Consider the following 23,980-nt stretch of genomic DNA (forward strand, 5'->3'; position numbering starts at 1 on the left):
CTAATGGTTCAGCGGGCTTCCGCCCGTATCTGTAGTTGAAAATAACCGGCTCGCTCTTCTTCCATATATAGCGTATAGGACCATGACGCCGTCCAGGCGCGCAGCCTTCCGGCTTCGTCCTGTTCGTATACGGGCGGCTTCCAGTCCGATGTCTCCGTAACGACGGAGAATCGCATGCCGCTTATCTGATAGTAGCCAATGCCCCGCCCGTCCTTGACGAAGGACAGCTCCGAGTTCACCCCGCCCCGGCGCATCAGCTTGCCGCCATGCGCGCCGGCCTTGAAGGTGACGGAGGTCACCAGCGGGTCTTCCCCGGGATGTCCGGATGCTCCTTGCCCGGTTGGACGCTCCATATCGGAAGCCGATTCCTTGTACAGCAGATAGAAGCTGCTTCCTTTCCGGTACAGCTCGCCATCCGCATAGAGAACGGTAACCTCGCCATCCTGCCGGCTCTCTATGGCGATGCGGACGCGCTCGGCTCCTGTGTGGTTATTGCTCATTGAATTCAACCTCAATCCCTGATGTGCATCCTCTGTTCATCTTATCACTTCATTATCCGGTATGCGTGCTTCTTTTGCAACATGGAATGAGACGGCTTCTTCATTGGCAGCGAGGCCGCTCAAGCCGCCATCAGCCCTGTCTGTTCTGTTCCCGCGTATTCCTTGGGAATCGCTAATAAGTGATGGACTGATAGACCTGCAATGGCCGCTAAAGGAGGCGGTCCGGCAGGCTTGCGAGCGAAACGAATAAGGATCGATGCCGGAAGGGACGCCGGCTTAGATAAGGAAGAACAGGGAAGCTGCCTCCAGGGCGGCTCCTCTTTATGGTTGGGTAAGCTGAATTTGCGCACCCTATATATACGGAAAACATATCGAAAATGAATGAAATATATATTTTTCATATAGACCAGCCAGTGATACGATGGCATCAATACGCTATTCGAGGCAGCGGGGCCTGCGGCCCCTGTCTTGACATCTTGGGGTTGGACTGACTTTGGGGACGGCTGGGCCTTCCTCACCGGAGGATGCGCCGGCCGGACTTCTATCGGACAGGAGTGTGATCTCGATGAACAACCGATTGATTGAAGCGGCCGGGCGCGGACAGACGGACACCGTCCTCGCGCTTATCCGGGAAGGAGCAGACATCAATGCCGCGGACGCTTCCGGCCGTACGGGGATTCTGGCTGCCGTGCACGGGCGGCATGCGGGCACGGTCCGCACGCTGATTGAACTCGGAGCCGATCCCCACATTGCGGACAAGGATGGCGTAACTCCGTCAGAGCATGCTGCGAAGCGGGGCTAGCGCGAGATCGAGCAGCTTCTTGCCGAAGCGATCCCGCGGGACGGCGGACAGAGCGGCCGTCACGATGACGGTCCTGCGGCGGCTGAACCCTCGGCTCTCCGTTCTTACCCGATACTATCACCGTCAAAGGAAGGGATTGTTATGTATAGCGAATACTGGCTGACGCATGTCCGGTTGGAGACCGGCTACATGAAGGAAGATGGGCACATTACGGGCACCTCGACATCGCTGTTCCATATCCGCGTCAAGGACGGGATGATGGAGGAGATTCGTCCGGCGGCCTCACTTCCGGCCGACCCGCTGCCGCGGATCGACGCGCAGGGGCTGCTCCTGCTTCCGCCCTTCCGCGAGATGCATATCCATCTGGACAAAACCTATTACGGCGGGCCATGGAAAGCGGTGCGCCCGGTCTCGAGCATCTTCGAGCGAATCGAGGAGGAGCGCCGCCTGCTCGTGGAGCAAGCCCCTTATGTCAGAGAACGGGCAGCGCAAATTCTCGATCTGATTCTGCGCAACGGCTCCACTCATATCCGGGCTCACGTCAATATTGATCCGGTCTCCGAGCTTCACAATCTGGAGAAGTGTCTGGAGGTGCTGGAAGCTTACCGCGACATGCTTACGTATGAGATCGTCGCCTTCACCCAGCACGGGCTGCTCCGCTCCGGCATGTCCGGGCTGCTCCGGCAGGCGGCCCGCAGCGGCGCAGGCCTCATCGGCTCGGTCGATCCGCATTCGGTGGACGGCGAGATGAAGCAATCGCTCGCTACCTTGATGGACATTGCCGTCGAGACGAATACGGGCATCGACATCCATGTCCACGACGCCGGGGATCATGGCTTGGCCACCCTGCAACATCTGGCGGATCTGACCGAGGATGCCGGCTGGCAGGGCCGCGTCGCCGTGAGCCATTCCTTCGCCTTCGCCAGCGCCTCTGCGGAACAGGCCGCCGAGCTGGCCGACCGGTTCGCCGCGCTCGGCATCGCGGTCCATTCGACCGTGCCGATCGGGCGGCGCGTCATGACGCTGCCGATGCTGAAGGAACGGGGCGTGCCTGTCGGGCTCGGCACGGACAGCCTGACCGATCATTGGTCGCCGTTCGGCACGGGCGACATGCTGGAGAAGGCGGGCCGGCTGGCGGAGCTGTACGGCTATTCGCATGAGCAGGGACTGTCTCAGGCACTCGGATACATTACCGGCGGAATCACACCGCTGAATCCGGACGGGCAGCAAGCCTGGCCGGCGCCGGGCGTTCCGGCGGGCGGCGTGCTCGTGCAGGCGAGCTGCTCCGCCGAAGCGGTGGCCCGCAAGAGCATTCGGCAAGCCGTGCTGCATGAGGGCCGGTTCGTGGCGGGGTCGCTATGATCGGCGCGCGCGGACAAGAACGGCACGCGATAAATCATCAGGCGTTCATGGAACAGGCCGTCCGCCTCGCCTATGAGCATACGGTCCGCCGGGGAGGCAAGCCGTTCGGGGCGGTCCTCGTCCGCGAAGGCCAGGTCATCGCGACCGCCGTGAATGAAGTGCTGACGAGCCATGACCCGACCGATCATGCGGAAATGCGCGCCATCCGCGACGCCTGCCGGCAGCTCGGCACCCCCGATCTGTCCAGCTGCGTGCTGTACGCCAGCGGCGAGCCGTGCCCGATGTGCCTGAGCGCGGCCTATCTGGCCAAGCTGCCCGTCATCTATCACGCCTATCGCCAGGGGGAAGCCGAGGCGGCCGGCCTGGGCACGAGCTGGCTGTATAAGCAGCTCGCCCTGCCTGCGGAAGAGCGATCGCTCCGAATCGTCGCACAGCGGGCGGACGCCGGAGCGGACTCGCCGTATGCCGCCTGGATCCGCCGCCAAGCCGACGGGGACAGCGGATAATAACAAGGGGGGCCGATATGGATGTAAGGCAGCTTCGCTATTTCATCGCCATCGTGGAGGAACGGACGATTACGGCGGCGGCCCGGCGGCTTCATATCGCCCAGCCGCCGCTCAGCCAGCAGCTGAAGGCGCTGGAACGGGAGCTCGGGGTGCAATTGATCTGCCGCGGCCGCAAAGGGCTGGAGCTGACCGAGGCGGGCCAGGCCCTCTATCGGCACGCGACAATGCTGCTCAAGCAAATGGAGGAAGCCGAGCAGATGGTGCGGGACATCGGAGGCGGGACCCAAGGGACGCTGAAAATCGGCGTGAACACGCTGTCCGATCGCCGCCTGCCGGACTGGCTCCGCGCCTTCCGGGCGTCCCGTCCCGAGATGAGATACAAGATTCACCAGAACGACTCGCGCCAGCTGTGCAAGCTGGTGAAGGACCGGGATATTGAACTCGCCCTGATTCGGCTTCCGCTTTATCTGTCGGAGTTCTGCGTTCATCCCTTCCCGGCCGAGCCGTTCTATTTCCTGGCCGGCCGCTCCTTCCAGCCCACGCGTCCGGAACTGACGCTGCGGGATATTGTTGCCGCTCCGCTCCTGCTGCCCAGCACGGAAGGGCTCGGAGTCTACCAGGTCATTATGGATGCGTTCCGCCAGCGCCGCCTCGAAGCCCCTATTCTGGGGGAATGCTCTGACATTTCGCTATTGATGGAACTCGTCTCGACCGGCTTCTGCATGAGCATCGTGCCGCTGACCGTGCAGGGCCGCTGGGGGGAGGAGAACATTCAAGCGTTCCCTCTCCCCGAGATTCACGGCGCTTCGGCTCTCATCTGGCTGAAGGAGCATCATTTGTCCCAAGCGGCGCAGCAGTTCATCGAGATCGTGTCACGATAAAATAAAAACCTTCACGTTCATCTCCTTGCGCCGGAAGGCGCTGCGGAATGCGAGGTGAAGGTTTTTTTGTCTTATTATTGTAAAAAAACACCCCTCCATTCCCCACTCCGCACCAACGGCGGCGGAGAGGATGGAGGGGTATTGTCTTGATGCGTTCGATGCTACTTCACGAAGCCGAGCAGCATCTCGCGGATAATCTTGCTCGCCGTAATCGGCGTCTGCTCGGTCGGGTCATAGATCGGCGCGACTTCCACGAGGTCGCAGCCGACGACATTCGCCTCGGATCGGGCGATGAGATGCACCGCTTCGAGCAGCTCCTTCGACGTGATCCCCCCCGCTTCGGCCGTGCCGGTGCCCGGCGCGCAGCTCGGATCGAGCACGTCGATGTCGATCGTGACGTAGACCGGACGTCCTGCCAGCTCCGGCAGCACGCTCTTCAGCGGCGCAGCCACATCGAACGGATGGAAGTTGATGTTCTCGCGGGCATAAGCCCACTCCTCGCGGGATCCGGAACGGATGCCGAATTGATAGATGTTCTTGCCGCCCATCATTTCCGCCGCCTTGCGGATCGGCGTCGAGTGCGACAGCGGCTCGCCTTCATATTGATCGCGCAGGTCGGCGTGCGCATCGATATGGATAATCGCCAGATCCGGATACTTCTTGTGCACTTCCTGGATAACCGGCCAGGAGACAAGATGCTCGCCGCCCAGACCGACCGGGAACTTGCCGTCAGCCAGCAGCTTGCTTACGAATTCCCCGATGATGTCCAGGCTCTTCCCCGCGTTGCCGAACGGCAGCAGCAGATCCCCGGCATCGAAGTAATTCAGCTCCTCAATGCTCTTGTCGAGATAAGGGCTGTACTCCTCCAGTCCGATCGAAGCCTCGAGGATGCGGGCCGGGCCGAAGCGCGAACCCGGACGAAACGATACGGTGTAATCCATCGGCATGCCGTAAATGACCGCCTTGGCGCTCTCATAGTCCTCCGAACTGTAGATGAACACGTTGCCCGAATATTTTTGATCCAATTTCATAGGTATGCTCCTCCTCGCTGCAGCCTGCCTAAGGGCTTACTTGCAGAGATCCTCGACGAATTTCGGCAATACGAAGGCGGCGTGATGCAGACGCGGCGAGTAGTACTTCGTCTCCATCTCCGGAATGCTCGCTTCCTCCACCTTCAGCGGATCATGCTTCTTGCTCCCCATCGTGAACGTCCACATGCCGCTCGGATAGGTCGGAATGTTCGCGGCGTAGACGCGCACGATCGGGAAGATCTCCTTCACGTCGCGGTTCACCTTCTGAATCAGATCCGCCTTGAACCAAGGATTGTCCGTCTGCGCGACGAACAGGCCGTCATCCTTCAACGCGTCGTAGATGCCTTGGTAGAAGCCGCGCTCGAACAATGGAGCTGCCGGGCCAACCGGCTCGGTCGAGTCGACCATAATGACGTCGTACTCGTTCTTGCTGTTCAATATATGCATATATCCGTCATTCACCTGCACTTCAACCCGCGGGTTGTCCAGCTCGCAGGCGATTTCCGGAAGGTATTTTTTCGAATATTCGATGACTTTGCCGTCGATATCGACGAGAACGGCCTTCTCGACCGAAGGATGCTTCATAATCTCGCGCATCACTCCGCCGTCTCCTCCGCCGACGACAAGCACTTTCTTCGGATTCGGATGCGTTACGAGTGCCGGGTGCGCCACCATCTCATGATAGACGAATTCATCCTTCACCGTAGTCATAACCATGCCGTCCAATACGAGCATTCGTCCGAATTCTTCGGTATCCAGCAGTGTCAAATGCTGAAACGGCGTCTGTTCATTCACATAGGTCTCGCGGATCTTCGCCGTAATGCCAAAGCTCTCCGTCTGCTTCTCTGTAAACCACAATTCCATAGGAATCAACCTTCTTTCTTATCGGTAATGGTATCGTTGGTCCCTGCTGAAATGCTCGTAATGGTTCCCATGTGTACATTCGTAACACTTCATCTACATATCGCACCAAGCTGCTCAGTGTATAAATAGACCATTTGTATTATACGCGAGTCACCCCGTCTTAGCAAAATAAACATTCATGAACTCTCGTTCGCAAACCTAGCATGAAAATAGCGAGGGTTTAGTGGTCGGACCTATTTCCCATACTGCTACTACATGACGCGAAACACGTTCTTTTTAATGGTGGTGTAACCCCGACAAATAAACTGTTGAGGATGAGTTCTGTGTACAAACCTGTGCTGGCTCTGTATGCCCAATCAGAGAACCGCGAACAGAAAAATGCTCAAGCTCGAATTCATCCGCCGTCATGTATTTCAGTTATGGAGGGAAGCCAAGATGGAAGTATTGCTTGAACGCTGTGCTGGAATGGACGTTCACCAAGAGACAATCGTCGTTTGTGTGATGACCACAGATGCTGCGGGGGAGGCCCACAGCGAGATCCGAACCTTTGGAACGATGACCAAACATCTTTTCGAACTGCTTAAGTACCTGGAGTCCCAAGGCGTTACACACATCGCAATGGAGAGCACGGGAATCTATTGGAAACCTGTCTACAACATCCTTGAAGGCTACTTCACCGTCGTACTGGCGAATGCGCAGCGCATTAAGAATGTTCCTGGCCGCAAGACGGATGTTTGTGATGCCGAATGGATCGCGAAGCTGCTTCGAGTCGGTCTAATTGAGCCCAGCTTTGTGCCATCCGAGGACTTAAGGGAGCTACGGGACCTCTGCCGACTTCGAAAAAAACGAATCGGCTCCCTAACAGCGGAGAAAAACCGAATCCAGAAGTATCTTGAAGCAGGTAACGTCAAGCTAGGCAGTGTCATCTCAGACGTATTCGGTGTATCCGGGCGCAGTTTGTTGCAACGCTTAATCGAAAAAGGTTACGTTGACGCGGAAGATGTTGAAGCGAGCGTCAAGGGTTCGATCAAGAACAAAAAAAGTGAAGTTACTGACTCTCTTTTTGGCACGATGACCCCGCATCAAATTCGATTGATTAAAGATTGTTGGGAGCATATCGAATACTTAGAGAAGTCCATTGCTCGGTTGGAAGCCGAAATTAACGATCACTTGGAGCCCTATCGGACGGAGTACGAACTGCTTCAGACCATTCCAGGTGTTAGCGAACGAACAGCTGCAGCACTCCTTGCAGAAATCGGGGCCGATATGGAGCAATTTCCATCCGCAGATCACCTTGCCTCTTGGGCTGGCGTAGCACCCGGCAACCACGAGAGTGCAGGCAAAAAAAAAGTACAAAAAGCGTAAAAGGCAATCCTCATGCAAAAGTGACACTATGCGAAGCGTCTTGGGCAATCGCTCGCTCACGAAACACGGTCTTGGCAACAAAGTTCTGGAAGATTGCTTCACGACGAGGAAAGAAAAAAGCTTGCATTGCCATTTCACGTAAGATACTTATCATTGCTTACCACATGCTGAAGAACAAACAAATTTACATCGAAGGTGGACCACAAGCACCACTCATGCAGATCAACTAACCTTACAGCATTGACGAAACATAGCGATTTTAAACAAGGCCCCTTCAAAGAAGGTGGACCGGGCATCTTATGGTCATTTCTCAGAAAATTGCTGCTTTTTAAAGACGATAATCGTTCATGAGTGCGTTTGGATTTTCACAGAAAAAAAAACGGACGATAGGCATTCCTGTCGCGGCCCCCGTTCGGGGTTCGGTCCCCCTCATATTCCCCCTGTTTCCCGCATCCCCGGGTACGGATGAAGGCGATTCCGCTGTGCGGAGCAGCCGATTTTTTAGCTTGCCAGGAATAAGCCATTCTATTCTTTTCCATACTGAGAAATAACGCGAATGATTGTCGAACGGACGGGAAATCGGGGACAAGGAGGAGTCATAATGGATCGTCGCCGCACATCAACCAAGAAGCGCAAGCGGCTTCGCTTGCTGCTCATCAGCTCCAGCGCCGCCTTCGTCATGGCGATTGGCGTGGCTGCCTCCGTGCTCGGTTACCTCTATGTCAGCGATCTGCCCGTCACCGCGACAGAGCAGGCCTCCCGGATTCTGGACGGCCATGGCCAACTGCTGACGACGCTGTCTCCGGGCCAGAAGCAGCAGATGCATGTCCCCTTGAAGGATATTGCCGAGGATCTGGTGCATGCGACGCTGGCTACGGAGGATCGGCAGTTCTATCATCATCCCGGGATCGACGTGAAGGGCGTCGCGCGGGCCGTGCTCGTCAATCTGGAGAACATGTCCACGCGGCAAGGCGCCAGCACGCTGACCCAACAGCTGGCCCGCAATCTGTACTTGAGTCATGAACGGACATGGAAGCGGAAGGTGAAGGAAGCGCTGTATGCCCTGCAGTTGGAGATGAAGTACACCAAGGACGAGATTCTCGAGATGTATCTGAATCAAATCTATTACGGGCACGGCGCCTATGGGATCGAAGCGGCGGCCCAGCTCTACTTCGACAAATCGGCCCGCGATCTGACCTTGGCCGAGAGCGCCATGCTGGCAGGCATTCCGCGCGGCCCTGTCTATTATTCACCCTTCCTGCAAATGAAAAATGCGAAGGATCGGCAAAAAACCGTGCTGAACGGCATGGTCGAGACCGGCTATATCTCGCAGGAGGCGGCTGACAAAGCCTACCACGAGCTGCTGACCTTCCGGCCGCAAACTGAACGCCCGGATACGCTCGTGGCCCCCTATTTCCGCGATTATGTGCGGCGGGAGCTGACCGATCTGGGCATCCCGGAAGTGGCGGTCGACGGCGGCGGCCTGCTCGTCTATACAACGCTTGACGCCCGGGCGCAGCAGGCGGCCGAGGAAGCGGTGGCGAAGCAGATTCCGGCGGAAGGAGAGCTGCAGGCGGCCCTTATCGCCATCGATCCGCGCAACGGGTACATCAAGGCGATGGTCGGCGGCAAAAACTACCGCCTCAATCAATACAATCGCGTCTTTGCCGACACGCGCCAGCCGGGCTCGGCCTTCAAGCCGATTGTATATCTGGCCGCCCTGGAGGAGAAGGCGATCACGGCGGCGACCCACTTCGTGAGCGAGCCGACGGCTTTTCCTTATGACGAGGGGCGGCAGGTGTACCGGCCGAGCAACTATGGCGGCAAGTATCATGGCGACATCGATCTCCGCCAGGCGATTGCCGCCTCCGACAATATCTATGCGGTGCATACGCTGATGCAGATCGGCCCCGACAAGGTCATCTCCCTGGCGCGGCGGCTCGGCATCGACGGAGCGATGAAGCCGCTCCCGTCCTTGGCGCTCGGCACCTATCCGGTCAGTCCGTTCGACATGGCCGCCGCCTACGGCGTCTTCAGCAATGAGGGCAAGCGGGTCATCCCGCGCGCGATCCTGAAGGTTACGGATCAGACGGGGCGAATCCTGTACGAAGCGCCGCCGGTGGAGGCGGAGCAGGTCGTGAACCCGGCGGAAGCTTATGTGCTCACCAGCCTGATGGAGAGCGTCTTCGAAGCGGGCGGGACCGGCAACCGCGTCTCGCCGGTCATCAAGCGGCCCGTGGCCGGGAAGACGGGCACGACCGATGCCGACGCCTGGATCGTCGGCTACACCCCCGAGCTGTCGACCGCCGTATGGGTCGGCTACGATCGGGGCAAGAACATCTCGCTGACCGAATCGCACAAGGCCGCGCCGATCTTCGCCGAGTTCATGGAGAAGGCGCTGCACAGCGTGCCGCCCAAAATTTTCACGGTGCCGGATGATGTGGTCAGCCTCTATATTGATCCGGATTCCGGACAGCTCGCCGGAGAGGATTGTCCGGGCAAGCGGCTGGAGACGTTCGTCAAAGGAACCGAGCCGACGGAATGGTGCGGCCTGCATGGTTCGGCGAAGCCGGAACCGGCGCCGGACAAGCCGGTCGAGAAGCAGCCGGAGAAGCGCTCGTGGTGGCAGCACTTCAAGCGCTGGTGGACCGGATAAGGCATCGGGCATAAGACGATTAGGCGCTCAGCCAAATGTATAGGACGACAAAAACAGCCGGACCGCTGGCGCCGCTCCTTCCGGGGAGTTGCGCCGGGGTCCGGCTGTTTGGCGTTATCATCCGCAGCGGAGTAAGCCCGGGAAGCGGCTGCTGCTTAGCCGATATGCCGGTTCCGCCCCGCTCCCAGTCCGGCGACAACCATGATGGAGGATGTCGCGAGCAAGGTGATGATCGGCCATGTCCAGGCCGCTGTCAGGTCATGCAGCGCCCCGAGGCATATCGGGCCGAGCGCCGCCAGCGCATAGCCCATCGATTGCGCCATGCCGGACAGCGCCGCCGCTTGCGTCGCATTTTTGGCGCGAAGCGCGATGAAGGTAAGCGCCAGGCTGATGCAGATGCTCTGCCCGATCCCCATCAGGATGACCGATACGGTCGCGATGGCGGCGTTATCGATCAGCAGGCCGGCGTACCCGGCCATGCCGACGAGGGCTCCAGCCGCGGCCACGAGCCGTTGGTCCTTCAACCGTTCCGCAATCGCCGGAACCAGGAAGTTGAACGGAATGCCGGTCAACTGCATGACCGACAGCATCCAGCCGGCATTGACGGGAGACCAGCCGTGACTGAGCAGAATCTCCGGCAGCCAGGCGACGGATACATAATAATTGAAGGATTGGAAGCCCATATAGAGCGTAACCTGCCAGGCAAGACCGGACTTCCATACATTCGCGGTCTTGCCGGAGGCGGCGCGCTTCGCGCCTCCTCCGCTCCGCGCCTTGGCGGATCGGGCCATCGGCAGCCAGACCAGCAGGCCGAGCAGCGACAGCGCGGCCCACACCAGGAGCGTGTTCCGCCATCCCCAGCCTGCGCCCTGAGACAGCGGAACGCTGACACCCGATGCGATCGAGGCGAAGATGCTCATCGTCATGCTGTACAGGCCGGTCATGAAGCCGACCCGGTTGATGAAGTTCTGCTTCACGATGCTAGGCAGCAGGACGTTGCAGACGGCGATCCCGATGCCGACGCCTGCGGTGCCGACGAACAGCAGCGGAATCGAATCGAAGGCGCGAAGCCCGATCCCGATCGTCATGAGCGCCAGCGTCGCGACCAGCGTGCGCTCGGTCCCGTAGCGGCGCGCCAGCGAAGGCGCGAACGGAGACAAAACGGCGAAGCCGATAAGCGGTATCGTCGTAAGCCAGCCGACGGCCCCGTTCGACAAGCCGGTATCATCGCGAATGAAGCCGATGAGCGGTCCGACCGAAGCGATGGCGGCGCGCATGTTCGCGCCCACAAGCACAATCCCCAATAAGAGCATCACTAACGTTTTATTTGACGGAACCGGTTGTTCTGCCTGCAGTGCGGGTCTCAATATGCATCTCTCCCTCTTTGTATCTCTACATTTATCTGTTTACATCTGTCTTCTCTCCATGTGTACGTTATGTGTAAGCCGAATAGGCATCCATAGGCATATATCTGCCGGTCAGCCATTCATTCGGAAATTTCCAAGTTCAGCTCCAGCAATTGGCGTACGAGCCGCTGCGCGGCATTCCCGTCCTGCCGCTCGATCGCGTCGACCAGCTCCTCGTGGAAGCAGGCCATCTTCTCCCGCTGCGGGCTGCGCTTGATGAACAGGTCCACCGATTGCCTTACCGCATCCGCAATGCTGCTGTATAGGTTAACCAGCAGCTGATTATGCGTCGCCGCCGCCAAGGCTAGGTGAAACTGATAATCATGACGGACATAAGCGTCATCGTCCCCGAGGCGGAACGCCTCGTTCGCCTGGCTGAGCCAGCGGCGCATCGCATCCAGATCCGCATCCGTGCGGCGCTCCGCAGCCAGCCGCGCGATCTCCCGCTCCAGACAGAAGCGGACCTCGGCCGCTTCTCTTATATCCGCCTTCCTTAATTGATGATGAAGGATCGCATTCAAGCTGCTCTTCGAGCAGACATACGTTCCGTCGCCCTGCCTCGCTTCCAGCACGCCGACATGAATAAGCGATTTCACCGCTTCCCGAATGCTGTTGCGGCTGATGCCAAAAGCTTGAACGAGCTCCGGCTCCGGCGGAATGCGACTGTCTAATGGCCACGATTCGGACTGTATTAACTCCTCCATTCGTTCAATCGCCTGCTCCACTAACGTTTGTTTTTTTAAAGGGCGGTGTTCCACCATGCTCCTCCTTACATTTTTAAACATAGGATGATTGGATGTGTTGTGTGTGTTTTATATTACATACAAATGAGAGACATTGTCAATTAAACCTCTTAACATTAAAAAACGCCAAGCCTATACTTCCCGGCGGCTTGGCGTTAATATCGTATGTAAACTTTGATGATGGTGATATTTACATCTTCTTCATTCAATGGATTTTTTCTATGCTTAAGAGCAAGTATTTCACATGCTCCGTCGACTGGGGAACATGGATCATTTTCTCAACTCAGCAATTGCCTGATCAACAATCTGCTTCCGTTCCGCCAACTGTTGTTTCATAGCATTAATACGAGCAAGCGCTTTTTGTTCTTTCTGTAAATCTTCAATTTGCTGCTGTAACGAATCAATTTGTTGCGAGTATTTTTCTTTTTTCGCCTTTGCTTCCCATGAATCATCCAAAGCAAGTACATTACGTTTTGATTGAATGTCCAGTTTTTCTTTACTTAACCCTAAGATCAGCTCATCATATTTCTCATCACTATATCTGCTAGCTAGGGGATACTCGCTTTGTATAGCTTGGATCTGGGAATTGATATATCTTTCAAGTTTCTCATAATCACTTCGTAACTCTCTAATTTTTCCTGATACATCATTCTGAACAGTCTGCTCAGGCGCAGTGCTTATATTATCTCCGTGTTCAACCGGTTGTACTGTATTTTCCTTATCGTTTGCTGAATATTGGGAAGAAAGGTCGTCCTCATCGTCTGTTGAATATTTAATAAATAGGCTGTCCTCTCGTTGCTCAGTTTGAAAACCCTGTTGTTTCTTCAATTTGGAACCGATGTCAATTCGTAAAAGTTTCTGGTCAAAATTAATTTGATAACCCAATGCCTTAACGACATCCTCTAGCGGCAAATATACGCTTCCCCCAATTTTTTTCGGAGCTTGAGATACTCTAATATCTTTCCCATTTACATTTATCATATCGCTTTCCTGTAAGTATCTTACTTCCCCTAATTTTGAAATATACACGTGCTCATTCGTTACACTATCGGTTGTCCATTGAGTACGTGGCCACAAATACAAGAGAATATTGGAAGTAGCCATTACACGGTTTCCTATAGTTAGAGTGTAAACATCTTTTTGCAGCTTGTTATCAATATATAAATGATAGTTCAACGGAGTGAACCCTACATTATTCACACTATCTATTGCGTACCGGGTTAGTGACAAGTATATGTCTCCTTCTTTGACCCCAACATGATATCCAGTTATATCGGATAATTCTCTTAAAGGCAAGTATGTGGTATTGTTAATAATTACAGGCTTAGTGCTCATATACTGTTCTTCCTTATTAATGAATATTTTAGCGTTGGATGTTTTGGCAATTAGATCTCCGCTTGCAGCAAAGGATATGCCAGAAAAAAATATGGCGCCGCACAAAAACCCAAGTAAGAACTTCTTCATTTAGTATATCTCCTTTATGTGAAATTACGTGTATGGTCAGTACGCTTCAAAGAGAAGGCTCGTCATACACATTCTGTCAACTCCTTTTATCGGTATGAGAAGTGAAAAGGATTACCTCTACCTATGAAATTTTCCGTCCTTATGTAGCTTTACTCTAACCAAATTGGGCAGACCTTGAATAAATATACGTTCATTAACCCAAAAAGACCTGTGCTCCCTATGGGACACAGGTCTTCTTCATGTAACATCTTTCTTCATCGTTGGGTTACTATGCCAGCTTCGACTTCAATTCCTCCGATGAACGCTCCCACCATTCCGCATTATGCGTCATCAGCAGCTCGCGCAGCGCCGCCTTCTCTTCCGCGTCGAGTCCGTCCACAATGATGCGGCGCTTCATCGCGTAATCCATATTGTTCACATGGTCGGCGAGAATCTTCCAGCCGCGTCTCGCCTCCGTATCGATGAGCATCTCGCAGGCGGTGACTCCGCCATAGGATGTTCCTTCCGCCGTCCGATCGACCGCAACCCACACGATCCAGCAGCGGCGGCCATTCGGCACGTCCTCGCGGTTCGGGGAGAACTTGATGCCCCGCTCCACCTTGCTCTTCGCATGCATGGCCCCCATATCGATGTATGCCCGGCCTTCGTCAATAATGACCGGAGAGACATTGTTCAAATCGATGCTGCCGGCGCCAAATCCTTTATGCTTAGTGCCGCTCACGACATTAAGCGCGATGGGCTTCTTCATCTTCTTATCGGAAGATTCCATTCCGCACACTCCTTCCTCACCCGATGCTCCTGACTGCGGAGAGGCCGGGTATCAAAATCATTTTCATTTTAGCTAATATTCCGCAAAAAGCCAACATATACATGCCATAGATGCTTGTCAACGGGAGGTAAGAATCGTATGACCCGACGCAAAAATTATCGCCCACTGCTCTGGATCGCCGCAGTTCTCATCGTAAGCTCCGTCTTGTATGTCCGCTTCTGGCCTTCTGAGTCGGTCCCATCCCTCGGTTCGGACATGCCGAAGAACATCGCTATGGAGCCCGTTACTCCGCAGAAGGTCGAGACTCCGGCTGCAGAAGTGCTCAGTGAACGTATCGTTGAATATCATATCAATGTCAGACTGGACGAGTCGGCTCATCTGCTCCAGGGCGCCCAGACCGTAACGTGGATTAACCCGGGCAAAAAAACGGTAAACGAGCTCTACTTCCATCTGTATCCGAATGCATTCGAGTCCCCGGACACGACCTTCATGCGGGAGTCGGGAGGCAGGCTGCGGGAAGACGCCATGCCGGCTGACGGGTACGGCGGCATAAGCTTAACGGCGCTGGAGACGACCGACGGAATGTCCTTAATGAACCGGATTGAATATGTGCAACCCGACGACGGCAATGCGAAGGACAAGACGCTTATGAAAATTCGGCTTCCTCAGCCGGTCAAGAGCTATGAGAAAATAACGCTCACCATGAAATTCGAAGTGAAGCTGCCCAAAGTATTCGCCCGCATGGGGTACGCGGAGGATTTCGTTATGGCCGGGCAATGGTTCCCCAAGCTGGCCGCTTATGAGAAGGTCGGGGTAAGAGGCCGCTCGGCAGAAGGCTGGAATCTGCACCAATACCACGGCAACTCCGAGTTTTACGCCAATTATGGCATTTACAGCGTCAATATTCAGGTTCCCGATACCTATACCGTCGCGGCAACAGGCTTCCCTACGAAGACGCCAGTGCTGGCGAACGGCCGCAAGACGTATCAGTTCTATGCCGACGATGTTCATGACTTCGCGTGGGCCGCCTCGCCGAACTTCATCTATGCTGAGGAGCCGTTCTCATCGCGGAATGTGCCGGGCGTGCGCATCAAGCTCTATCTCGATCCGAAGCATGAGAATTTGAAGGAACGATATCTGTATGCGGCGAAAGCCGCGCTCTCCAAGTTAAGCGAATGGTACGGCCCGTATCCTTATTCGACCCTGTCCATTGTCGTCCCGCCCAAGGCGGGCAACGGCGCAGGCGGCATGGAATATCCGACGCTTGTGACCGCCTTCGGGGCGGAAGACGACAGCCCGGGATATAATTTGGAACGAACCGTCGTTCATGAGATCGGACACCAATACTTCTACGGGCTGCTCGCCTCCAATGAATTCGAGGAACCGTGGCTGGACGAGGGCTTTACCTCCTATGCCGAAGATAAGCTGATGGAGCATGAATTCGGAGTCACGCCGAATCTGGCCGTGGAAGGAAGCTATATGACGGACCCGGCCCCGCTCAAGCTGGCAGCCTGGGAATACAAGGGCCATAGACATTATGCCGAAAATGTGTACATGCGTTCCAAGCTGGTCCTGATCGCCATCGAGAAGCAGGTCGGCGAAAAGACGATGCACCGCATTATGCGGACGTATACGCAGAAGTACCGCTTCAAGCATCCGACGACCTCAGATTTCCAGCGTGTCGTCGAGGAGGTCACCAAGCGGAAATGGACCGATTTCTTCAATCAATATATTTACGGAAATCAGATGGCGGACTTCGCTGTCGAGGGGATCGATACCCGCGTCGTGGAGAGCGAGGGAACTCCCCGCTACGAGGCCACGGTTCACATCGTGAAAAAGGGGGCCGATTATCCAAGCGTGCCGATTGTATTCCACTTCGCGGACGGCAACACCACCCGCAAGGTGTGGAACGGAGACGGTGAACGGATGCAGTACCGGATTAGCCATACGGCGCCGCTGGACTGGGTCATGATCGACCCGCTCTATACGATTGTCGTGGAGAATAAGCATATCAACAATTATATGAAGGCGCATGTGGAGGAGCCTGTCCGCACCCGCGTCAATCTGTCCATTATCAAATTGCTTGAAATGATCTCGAGCGCAGTGGGGTGGTGAATCGAATGAAAGCCTATATGAGCCATGGTCTATCCTGGGTGAAGGAGCATATCTATATCGCAGTCATCCTCTTCTTATATCAATTATTATGGGGCTTCTTCGTCTATCGCTTCGTTGACGGCGCGGTGATGCCCGTCCTGCAGCGCTATCCCGATCCCGCGCCGACCGAGATGACGGCACGGCTGTTTCTGGCCGAGAGCCAGTTCCATCTGATGAAGACGAACGATTACTTGCCCTTTCTATGGACGTTGGCCGCCTTTATCTTCATCCGCCTGCTGCTGACGCCATTCATCCGGGCCGGCGTATTCTATTCCATGGCACGGCAATCCGGTTCGGGGCTCGCTTTTTTCGAAGGAATCAAATCGATCTGGAAGCCGATGCTGCTCCTCTACTGGATTGAGACCTTGCTTATCGCGCTTCCTGCCTACTGGTTCATCCCGCATGCCGTGCGCCAGTTCGCGGACCGTCCGACGCTGGCGGCCGTGATGACCGACATCGTGCCTTACGCTGCCTTGTGGCTGCTGGGCGCGTGGGTTATCCGCCAATTGTTCCTGTCGATGCAGTTCGGGGCCGCCTCGGAGCTTCCTATCCTGCATGCCCTCCTCCAAGGGATTCGACGCATGGCTCCGCTGCTCGGCTTGTCCGCCGTCTTTGCCGGCATTGCCCTGCTATCCGGTCTTCTGTTCACCGCGGCGGGCATGTTCTGGACAGGGCTGACGGCGCTGATTCTGCAGCAGGCGTTCCCTGCCGTCCGCACGCTGCTCCAGCTATGGGGATTATCCTCCCGCTATTCGGTATGGCAGCAATCGGGAACGGAAGAGAAATAAGGCGAGAGAAGTGGCTATTAATTTCTGTCTGTTCGAGGTTAATCCTTCCCTTGAATTCCAAAAACTTGTCCATTTCGTCACACCGTGGCGATCCGGACAAGTTTTTTTGGTATTTATGGACAAAAAGTATTTGTCAAAGCAAAAAAGGTCTGTTACAATAAGTCGTAGATTTATTACAACTTTGTCATGAAAACGGCAATATCTCTTGCATTTTTGTTACATATCATTGGACCTAAATCTTAGACAAAGAATGCCGAATTTCCGGATGTCCGGAAAGCGGGGGAACCAGTTTTTTGGGTGAATTGATCTCATTCGCTTCGATCAGAGATCATAGGGGACCTTCAACCGAACCCTCCAGCTAACCTCGCAGGCAAGGAAGGGGCTTTATCATTTGAAGAAGAAGTTGGTAACTGCTGCATTGGGGCTTGGCCTCCTGTTCTCTTTCAGCGCAGGCAGCGCATTTGCAGCCACGAAGATGGATTCGACGATTGACGATTTGCTAGGTATTTCTTACATGTATGGCGGTTCAACAACGAGTGGCTTCGACTGTTCTGGCTTCACGAAGTACGTATTCGACAAATTCAACATTGATCTGCCGCGTTCGTCTTCTTCCCAATTCGAAGTTGGCGAGAAGGTGAGCAAAAGCGAGCTTCGTCCTGGCGACCTGGTGTTTTTTGACACTAGCGGCGGCAATGGCGTATCGCATGTCGGCATCTATGTCGGAGACGGCAAGTTCGCCCATGCTTCGACGAACAAAGGCACGCGGATTGATGAATTGAGCATGGATTATTATGAAAAGCGTTATGTTGGTGCCCGCCGCGTCATGAGCGAGAAGGAATACATCACCTACGCGACGGAAGAGTAATATCGCAATCATTTTATATTGGTTACCTAACCCGATGGGAAGCGAATAATCGCTGCTTATCGGGTTTTTACATTTCCCTGCCAATCAACCTGGACTATAAATCATATGCTTGCTAGCTCGGATTCGTTCTGGTCCTTTGGAGTAGAAAAGAGTTCCTATCCATGACTTACCCCGTATTGCCGCAATTGGAACTCCATTTTGAATCCGGATGGGTGAAGGGCCAGCCTCCCCTTTATAAAGAGTGCAGACTGCCTTGTCAAGCAGCAAGGCAGTCTGCTCGGGCCGAACAGAGCTCTTGGTTTACTCTCCTACCTCATCTGTCTTCCACAAGACCGGCAATTATTCGCCATGACGCTCCATATTGCGATGTTTCTCGTGGAACAGTCTTCCTTCCTTGCCCAGCTTTTCCCTCAACTCTTGTCGAATCTGCTTGCTGGTCTTGCCTTCCGTCGCAATGCCATGCTTCTTCGCAAGCAGCAGTATTTTTTTCTCGTGCAGCGATTTCATCTGCTTCCGCAATTCTTGCATCTGCGTCTTGATCTGCTCCAATTCCTTATCCGTATCGGCCGTTTGCACGGAACTGCCCTTATCCGGCGCGTTCTTCGGCTGCGCGGTATCCGATACGACCTGTCCGGAAGGCTGCCATAGGGCCGCTTCACTGGCGCTTCCCGCTTCTGCCGCGACCGGAGAGGCAAGCAGCAGAACCATGAGGGTCGTCCATGCTGCTACGGCCGGTGTCCGCTTCATGAGTATCCACCTCCTTATGCCGAAGTTGGTACTAGTATGTTCATCCAACCTGAAACCAAACTGAAAGGAGATTAAAAGTTTGTTCAGGTCTGATAGATAGTCATTTATTTGCCCAACGTGAATTCCCCGGAACGAGTCCGGACCTTCAGCATCGTTCCGCCATTGCCGAATGCCCCGCGTACCATATGGTCATTCTTGTTCTGCTCCTCGTAACGCATGCCGTCCCAACGGATGCGCCCGCTCCCCGAGCCTCCGCTGAAGTCCACCGCCAAGTCTGCAGGCTCCTTGGCCAGGTTGACAGTTACATTGCCGCTGGACGCCTTCAGCTCCGCATCGTGCCGCAGCTCATCCGTTTCAACCGTAATGTTCCCGGACCCCGATTCCCCGTTCAGCTTTGCATGTCCATCCGATAATCTCGCATTTCCGCTGCCCGTACGGAAGTTCAACACGCTGGACTCATATTTCTCCACTCGAAGGTTGCCGGAGGAAGCAATGGCTTCCATCTCAACCGCTTCGATATTTTGGATGCGGATATTGCCGCTCTTCGTCTGAACCGTAAATGATTCGGCATGGATGTCCCCCGTCGCAATATCTCCCGATCCGGCCTGCAGCGCGGCAGTGCGTGCCTCGATCCCGTTGAGGCGGATATTGCCGCTTCCCGAAGTGACTTCCATTAAGGCGCTGTTGAGATTCTCCGCCTCCACATTGGCGCTTACAACCGCAACCTGAAGCGCGTTCCACTGCTGTTCCGGCAGTTCAACCGTCAGCTTGACATCGAAAATATGAACGCCGAAATTCACGCCGTCAGGCAGCTGAACACTTAATTGAAGCTTCTCGCCCTGCGGGGTCACCTTCAGGTCAATGCTGTCCGCATCATTATTGCTGACCCGGCCATGCAGGCGGGCGACAATGTCGTCCGTGCTGCCGGGCATCAATTGCACATCCACGCTTCCGGTCTCGACGGCTACATTTTTTATCCCGGCCGCAGCAACCGACTTCTCGATATGTACCACCTTGGTCGCCGTGTTGAGCAGACTGTCTCCCGCCTGTGAGAGCCATTCGCCAGACTTATCCGCCATAGCCGGATTGAACATGAACACGACTCCGATTACCCCGGCAATGATTAACAATACCCCGATAACTTTTCTCATATCTGTTCTCCTATAAGCGCCCGTTTTTGACAGATGAACACGCGGTCCGCCTGATTGGTCTGCTTCAGTATAGCACGCTGAGCCGCATCACTACTCCGGTCCGACGAAGTAAATGAAACCCGACTTAGGTCCAGTTCGTGGAAACGGATGGGTTACCGATAGAGCCCCCTGTGTGAAGACGCCCGCATCAAGACGATCCAATAGAAGCGCCTCCCCCGGCGGCGAGCCCAATACGTTCAGCGGCGGAGCTTCCTGCTCCGCCGCTGCTTCCTATCCGGTTACTTCCGCTCCTCCCCGCTGCATATCGGTATATAGATTTTGATTCTCATCTCGTCCGGATAGGAAGACTTCATCACGTCCGTCACCTCGAAATCGGGCCCCTCTCTGCGGTCATAGTTCGACTGGGGAAGCCAGGTGCCGTAAATATAATCCCGAATCTCCTGCACCGTATGCGCCGGTCCGTATGCCTTGAACTCCGCATAGGTTCCTGCCGGAAGCTGCATATGAACATAACCGGGCTCCAATTGGCCGGCATCGATGCCGGGCTGGACCTCCTCCCCGACTACGAACGTAAACTCGCCGTTGTCCTCGAACTCGCAGGAAACGCCGTACGCCATGTTGGGCGCTGCCTGGCTGGGGATGCGCGCATAGCGCTGACATTCTCCGAATTCCCGGTAGAAGTCCGGAATCTCCACATAGTGCCGGTCATCATTCAAGCTCGTCCGGTAAGCATATCCTACAATCTCCTTGGCCGGCAAATCTGCAGTGGTTGGCTTCATCAAAGCATCATTCCCCTTTCGGATTGACGGATCGTCAATGAAATTTATTTTTTCCTGGCGCGGACAGGCCAGATCCGTCTTACGGTACTTGCCCGGCGATATGCCGAAGCAGTTCTCGAAGGCGCGGGTAAATGACTCCTGAGACTTGTACTGATAGGCCAGAGCAATCTCGAGAATGCTCTGGCCGGTGCTTCTCAGCGCCTGGGCCGCTTCCGACAATCTCCGCTTGCGGATATATTCCTGAACCGTGAAGCCGGAGATGGCCCGGAACATGTTAATCTACTGTCATTATGCCGTATTTCGGTGCCGATTTCTTGATAATCCGTGCGGGATATCCCAGGGCTCAAATGGAGTTCGAATGTTCGGCTGAAGCTGCCTTGTTCGGCTATTAATGCTGGCTTGTGACGAGGGTGGCCCGGGACCCCAAGCGAACATGGCTACAGTCCGTTCGGACAGGCTGCTCCCCGCTTCTTCCCGGATGTTGACGCCAGGAGCATGCCCTGTGCGCTCGACTGTCAAAAAATCCGGCAAAAACGCAGCTTTTTACCGACACCGCCTTAACGAAGAAGTGAAGCCTGCAAATCTACATCAATTTCGGGCCATTTCTGCCCAAAATGTAAGATTGATGGGTGAAAGCTGCCGTTGTGCAGGAATTCTATCGATTTCGCCATCCAAAGCGGGAAATTGCTGTAAATTCGCAGGAAGTCAGCCGGGAATGATATGAGGTTCATGATCCGCCATACAGAACACGGCTGCTCGACATGCTCCACAGGGCAGCGGCAGCATCGCAATCACACCAGCATGAAAAAAACCGCAGCTTTCAAGACTGCGGCACATCTGTAACATCAAGAAGTATATTCGCCTCGCTTCGGCGCCTCCGCCGGGATATCCTCCATCTCCAGGATGACGGGGCAGTGATCGCTGCCGGTAATCGCCGCATCAATCTCCGCATCCTTGATATATTCCTTCAAGCGGGCGGAGACGAGAAAATAGTCAATCCGCCAACCGATATTCCGTTCCCGCACCTTCGGCATGAACGACCACCAGGTATAAGCGTCCGTCCGCTCCGGATAGCGATGCCGGAACGTGTCGGTAAATCCGGCATCCAGCAGCCGGGTCATCTTGTCCCGCTCTTCCGGAGTGAAGCCGGAGTTGCCATGGTTCGACTTCGCATTTTTCAGATCGATCTCTTGATGAGCCACGTTCAAATCGCCGCATACGATAACCGGCTTGCGGGCATCCAGCTCCTGCAAGTAGCGGCGGAAGCGCTCCTCCCACTCCAGCCGGTATTCCAGCCGGGACAGATCCCGCTTCGCGTTGGGCGTATACACCGTAACGAGATAGAAGGACTTGAATTCCAGCGTAATCATCCGTCCCTCCGGTTCGTTGTCCTCCTCCATGCCGTAGCGTACCGAGAGAGGCTCGATTCTCGTAAAGACGGCGGTGCCGGAGTACCCTTTTTTCTCCGCATAATTCCAATACTGCCGGTACTGCTCGCCCAGCTCGAGGCAGATCTGTCCCTCCTGCAGCTTCGTCTCCTGCACGCAAAAAATATCGGCACCGCTTGCCTTGAAGTAGTCGATAAATCCATTATTGACGCAGGCCCGCAGACCGTTGACGTTCCACGAAATCAGCTTCATCCTCTTGTTCTCCTTACTATAGCCACGTTTTGTTACTGCTAGTGTATCATAGTTGTCCATCTCGACGGGAGAGAGCTCCATAGACATCCGCGATTTTGAAAAATTTGTTTGCCGTTGGATGGAGACACAGGGAAATGTTGATGCAAGAAGGCCGGGAATCTCCTCGCGGATAAACCCGGCCAACCGATTCGCCGCCTCACAGGCAACAGTTAGGAATTATGCTCCTTATAGGAAGCCGCGGCCTCGATGAAGCGCTCGCGCTTCTGCTCGATTTTCGACTGAATTGTCCAGAAAACCACCTGCGTGAACTGCCGCGGCGATTCGATCAGCGTAATGAGCATCGCGATTTTAATTTTGTCCTCTGAGACCCATTGGATCTCGAACTGCAATGCAGGCAAGCCGTTGATTGTCACGCTCTTCGGCTCGACAGGCCCCTCTGGCGCAAGCTCGCTATAGTTCCGCTCATACAGCAGGTCATAGTAGTCTTCGAGGGTCTGGATATCTCCCATCTCCTCGCGCGCGTCAGGAACGACGATGACGAATTCATTGCCCGCAGGATTTCTTCTTCGGCGCGGATTTCTCCGCGGTGGGTTGTGCGGACGTGCTATCGGCTCCCCCCTGTCCCTGTTGCTGCTTGCCGTCCAAGCTGCCTTGCGACCCGCTACCGTTGCCACATCCGGTAACCAGCCAGGCCCCCATGACTACTGCCATTGCGATCTTGTGCCACTGCCATTTCATCCGTTTCTCTTTTACCCTCTATGCGAGTGCTATACTAGGCTAGAACGATCATCCACAATTTCCCTTCCTTGAATATCATCGGCGACTCCCCCAGGTTTCTTTAGGAGCAAGCGTTTTTTCAGGCTGGTTCTCATACATATAACTATTAGAAATGCCGCCACGACGTAAGAAATGGACTAAATAGTAAACCAAAGGTGATGTGCGATGAAAAAATTTAAGATCATTGTTCTTTTCGCTTTTCTTGTGAGTATGATTGCTGGCTGTACTGATAACAGGGAAAAAGAAACGGAAGATAAGAGCATACATGTACTAGAGAATAGCTTAGAAGAGCTTTTGACAACATCCACAAATACGAAATATGGAAGTAATGTAGAAAATTTTCGCGTCGTAGGTCTTGGAGAAATCCTGCTTCGTAACCTTTCTTTTTGAAAAAGACAGTGTGAACTGGCATGCTGTCATGTATGCTGAAAAAATGCCCGATGATAACTATGAGCTAGGCTTTCTGGATGGAACGAAGCTAACGAATCATGACCCGATTAGCATATATAACATGGTTAGCGAAACGATATCTGGCAACATAAAAAAAGAAATCATATCGTAACGGGAAGCATCAATGATCATCGTGTCAATACAATTTATATTAGCTATCCTAATGGAGAGGTTTCAGGAATAAAAGTAGGACCACATCAAACCATCTATACAGAAATCGCAATAGGTATGGAAGGTTATCCCGCTTCGGTTACAGCCGTCTCCGGCAATGGAGAAGTTC

General features: G+C 54.7%; 21 protein-coding genes, 1 pseudogene and 1 riboswitch. Of the genes and pseudogenes, 10 read left to right on the forward strand and 12 right to left on the reverse strand.

Going from position 1 to position 23,980, the window contains the following annotated elements:
- Window positions 1–8: 8 nt before the first annotated feature.
- Window positions 9–500: a DUF1934 domain-containing protein gene (locus OCY70_RS23815; RefSeq protein ID WP_213429458.1), complete on the reverse strand. Its 492-nt coding sequence runs from the start codon at window positions 498–500 to the stop codon at window positions 9–11.
- Window positions 501–1,065: 565 nt separating this feature from the next.
- Between OCY70_RS23815 and OCY70_RS23820 the strand changes: the two genes are divergently transcribed.
- The 4 genes from OCY70_RS23820 to OCY70_RS23835 all read left to right on the forward strand — a co-directional run bounded on the left by OCY70_RS23820 (window position 1,066) and on the right by OCY70_RS23835 (window position 4,051).
- Window positions 1,066–1,302, forward strand: a complete 237-nt coding sequence (locus tag OCY70_RS23820; RefSeq protein WP_213429459.1) for an ankyrin repeat domain-containing protein — start codon at window positions 1,066–1,068, stop codon at window positions 1,300–1,302.
- A 141-nt stretch (window positions 1,303–1,443) separates the two neighbouring features.
- Window positions 1,444–2,664, forward strand: coding sequence for an amidohydrolase (locus OCY70_RS23825; protein ID WP_213429460.1), 1,221 nt, complete (start codon window positions 1,444–1,446; stop codon window positions 2,662–2,664).
- Window positions 2,661–3,170, forward strand: coding sequence for a nucleoside deaminase (locus OCY70_RS23830; RefSeq protein WP_213429461.1), 510 nt, complete (start codon window positions 2,661–2,663; stop codon window positions 3,168–3,170). Before OCY70_RS23825 ends, OCY70_RS23830 begins: the two co-directional genes overlap by 4 nt.
- 17 nt (window positions 3,171–3,187) lie before the next feature.
- A complete protein-coding gene (locus tag OCY70_RS23835) occupies window positions 3,188–4,051 on the forward strand; it encodes a LysR family transcriptional regulator (protein ID WP_213429462.1) in 864 nt (287 codons plus the stop codon).
- Window positions 4,052–4,212: 161 nt separating this feature from the next.
- Here the strand turns inward: OCY70_RS23835 and speB are convergent, their stop codons facing one another.
- Together speB and speE are read right to left on the reverse strand one after the other, a co-directional pair.
- Window positions 4,213–5,082 carry an agmatinase gene (gene speB / locus OCY70_RS23840; protein WP_261945050.1) on the reverse strand — a complete coding sequence of 290 codons (870 nt, stop codon included), beginning with the start codon at window positions 5,080–5,082 and terminating at the stop codon, window positions 4,213–4,215.
- Window positions 5,083–5,118: 36 nt separating this feature from the next.
- Entirely contained in the window at window positions 5,119–5,946 is an 828-nt protein-coding gene (speE, locus tag OCY70_RS23845; protein WP_213429464.1) for a polyamine aminopropyltransferase, read from the reverse strand.
- A gap of 435 nt (window positions 5,947–6,381) precedes the next feature.
- On the opposite strand from speE, the pseudogene OCY70_RS23850 reads away from it, so the two are divergent.
- Window positions 6,382–7,541, forward strand: a pseudogene (locus OCY70_RS23850) (IS110 family transposase).
- Window positions 7,542–7,912: 371 nt separating this feature from the next.
- The gene (locus OCY70_RS23855) at window positions 7,913–9,967 is read left to right on the forward strand and encodes a transglycosylase domain-containing protein (protein ID WP_213428594.1); all 2,055 of its coding nucleotides are present in this window, start codon (window positions 7,913–7,915) and stop codon (window positions 9,965–9,967) included.
- 155 nt (window positions 9,968–10,122) lie between these two features.
- Here OCY70_RS23855 and OCY70_RS23860 read toward each other — a convergent pair whose 3' ends face one another.
- From OCY70_RS23860 to OCY70_RS23875, 4 genes are all read right to left on the reverse strand, one after another.
- Complete coding sequence (locus tag OCY70_RS23860; RefSeq protein WP_373871459.1) at window positions 10,123–11,334, reverse strand: CynX/NimT family MFS transporter; 1,212 nt, start codon at window positions 11,332–11,334, stop codon at window positions 10,123–10,125.
- A gap of 119 nt (window positions 11,335–11,453) precedes the next feature.
- A complete protein-coding gene (locus OCY70_RS23865) occupies window positions 11,454–12,158 on the reverse strand; it encodes a FadR/GntR family transcriptional regulator (protein WP_315973936.1) in 705 nt (234 codons plus the stop codon).
- 228 nt (window positions 12,159–12,386) lie between these two features.
- Window positions 12,387–13,580 (reverse strand): stalk domain-containing protein, encoded by a 1,194-nt coding sequence (locus tag OCY70_RS23870; RefSeq protein WP_261945052.1) that lies wholly within the window; start codon window positions 13,578–13,580, stop codon window positions 12,387–12,389.
- A gap of 268 nt (window positions 13,581–13,848) precedes the next feature.
- Window positions 13,849–14,349: a YwhD family protein gene (locus tag OCY70_RS23875; RefSeq protein WP_213428590.1), complete on the reverse strand. Its 501-nt coding sequence runs from the start codon at window positions 14,347–14,349 to the stop codon at window positions 13,849–13,851.
- 138 nt (window positions 14,350–14,487) lie between these two features.
- Here OCY70_RS23875 and OCY70_RS23880 point away from each other — a divergent pair, with 138 nt between their 5' ends.
- The 3 genes from OCY70_RS23880 to OCY70_RS23890 all read left to right on the forward strand — a co-directional run bounded on the left by OCY70_RS23880 (window position 14,488) and on the right by OCY70_RS23890 (window position 18,156).
- On the forward strand, window positions 14,488–16,464 hold the full coding sequence (locus OCY70_RS23880; protein WP_213428588.1) for a M1 family metallopeptidase: 1,977 nt from the start codon (window positions 14,488–14,490) through the stop codon (window positions 16,462–16,464).
- A gap of 5 nt (window positions 16,465–16,469) precedes the next feature.
- Window positions 16,470–17,291: a carbamoyl transferase gene (locus OCY70_RS23885; RefSeq protein ID WP_213428587.1), complete on the forward strand. Its 822-nt coding sequence runs from the start codon at window positions 16,470–16,472 to the stop codon at window positions 17,289–17,291.
- A gap of 241 nt (window positions 17,292–17,532) precedes the next feature.
- A riboswitch (cyclic di-AMP (ydaO/yuaA leader) is annotated at window positions 17,533–17,679 on the forward strand.
- 3 nt (window positions 17,680–17,682) lie between these two features.
- The gene (locus tag OCY70_RS23890; protein ID WP_213428585.1) at window positions 17,683–18,156 is read left to right on the forward strand and encodes a C40 family peptidase; all 474 of its coding nucleotides are present in this window, start codon (window positions 17,683–17,685) and stop codon (window positions 18,154–18,156) included.
- A gap of 339 nt (window positions 18,157–18,495) precedes the next feature.
- Here OCY70_RS23890 and OCY70_RS23895 read toward each other — a convergent pair whose 3' ends face one another.
- The 5 genes from OCY70_RS23895 to OCY70_RS23915 form a co-directional block, all read right to left on the reverse strand.
- The gene (locus OCY70_RS23895; RefSeq protein ID WP_213428584.1) at window positions 18,496–18,903 is read right to left on the reverse strand and encodes a serine protease; all 408 of its coding nucleotides are present in this window, start codon (window positions 18,901–18,903) and stop codon (window positions 18,496–18,498) included.
- 104 nt (window positions 18,904–19,007) lie between these two features.
- Window positions 19,008–20,054, reverse strand: coding sequence for a DUF4097 family beta strand repeat-containing protein (locus tag OCY70_RS23900; RefSeq protein ID WP_261945053.1), 1,047 nt, complete (start codon window positions 20,052–20,054; stop codon window positions 19,008–19,010).
- A 278-nt stretch (window positions 20,055–20,332) separates the two neighbouring features.
- A complete protein-coding gene (locus OCY70_RS23905; protein ID WP_249725153.1) occupies window positions 20,333–21,106 on the reverse strand; it encodes an AraC family transcriptional regulator in 774 nt (257 codons plus the stop codon).
- A gap of 572 nt (window positions 21,107–21,678) precedes the next feature.
- The gene (locus tag OCY70_RS23910; RefSeq protein WP_213428581.1) at window positions 21,679–22,473 is read right to left on the reverse strand and encodes an exodeoxyribonuclease III; all 795 of its coding nucleotides are present in this window, start codon (window positions 22,471–22,473) and stop codon (window positions 21,679–21,681) included.
- Window positions 22,474–22,682: 209 nt separating this feature from the next.
- Window positions 22,683–23,147 (reverse strand): hypothetical protein, encoded by a 465-nt coding sequence (locus tag OCY70_RS23915; RefSeq protein WP_213428579.1) that lies wholly within the window; start codon window positions 23,145–23,147, stop codon window positions 22,683–22,685.
- Window positions 23,148–23,415: 268 nt separating this feature from the next.
- On the opposite strand from OCY70_RS23915, the gene OCY70_RS23920 reads away from it, so the two are divergent.
- Window positions 23,416–23,640, forward strand: coding sequence for a hypothetical protein (locus tag OCY70_RS23920; RefSeq protein WP_213428577.1), 225 nt, complete (start codon window positions 23,416–23,418; stop codon window positions 23,638–23,640).
- Window positions 23,641–23,980 lie beyond the last annotated feature (340 nt).

Origin of the sequence: Paenibacillus melissococcoides (genome assembly GCA_944800085.1) — a bacterium.
Taxonomy (GTDB): Bacteria; Bacillota; Bacilli; order Paenibacillales; family Paenibacillaceae; genus Paenibacillus_B; species Paenibacillus_B melissococcoides.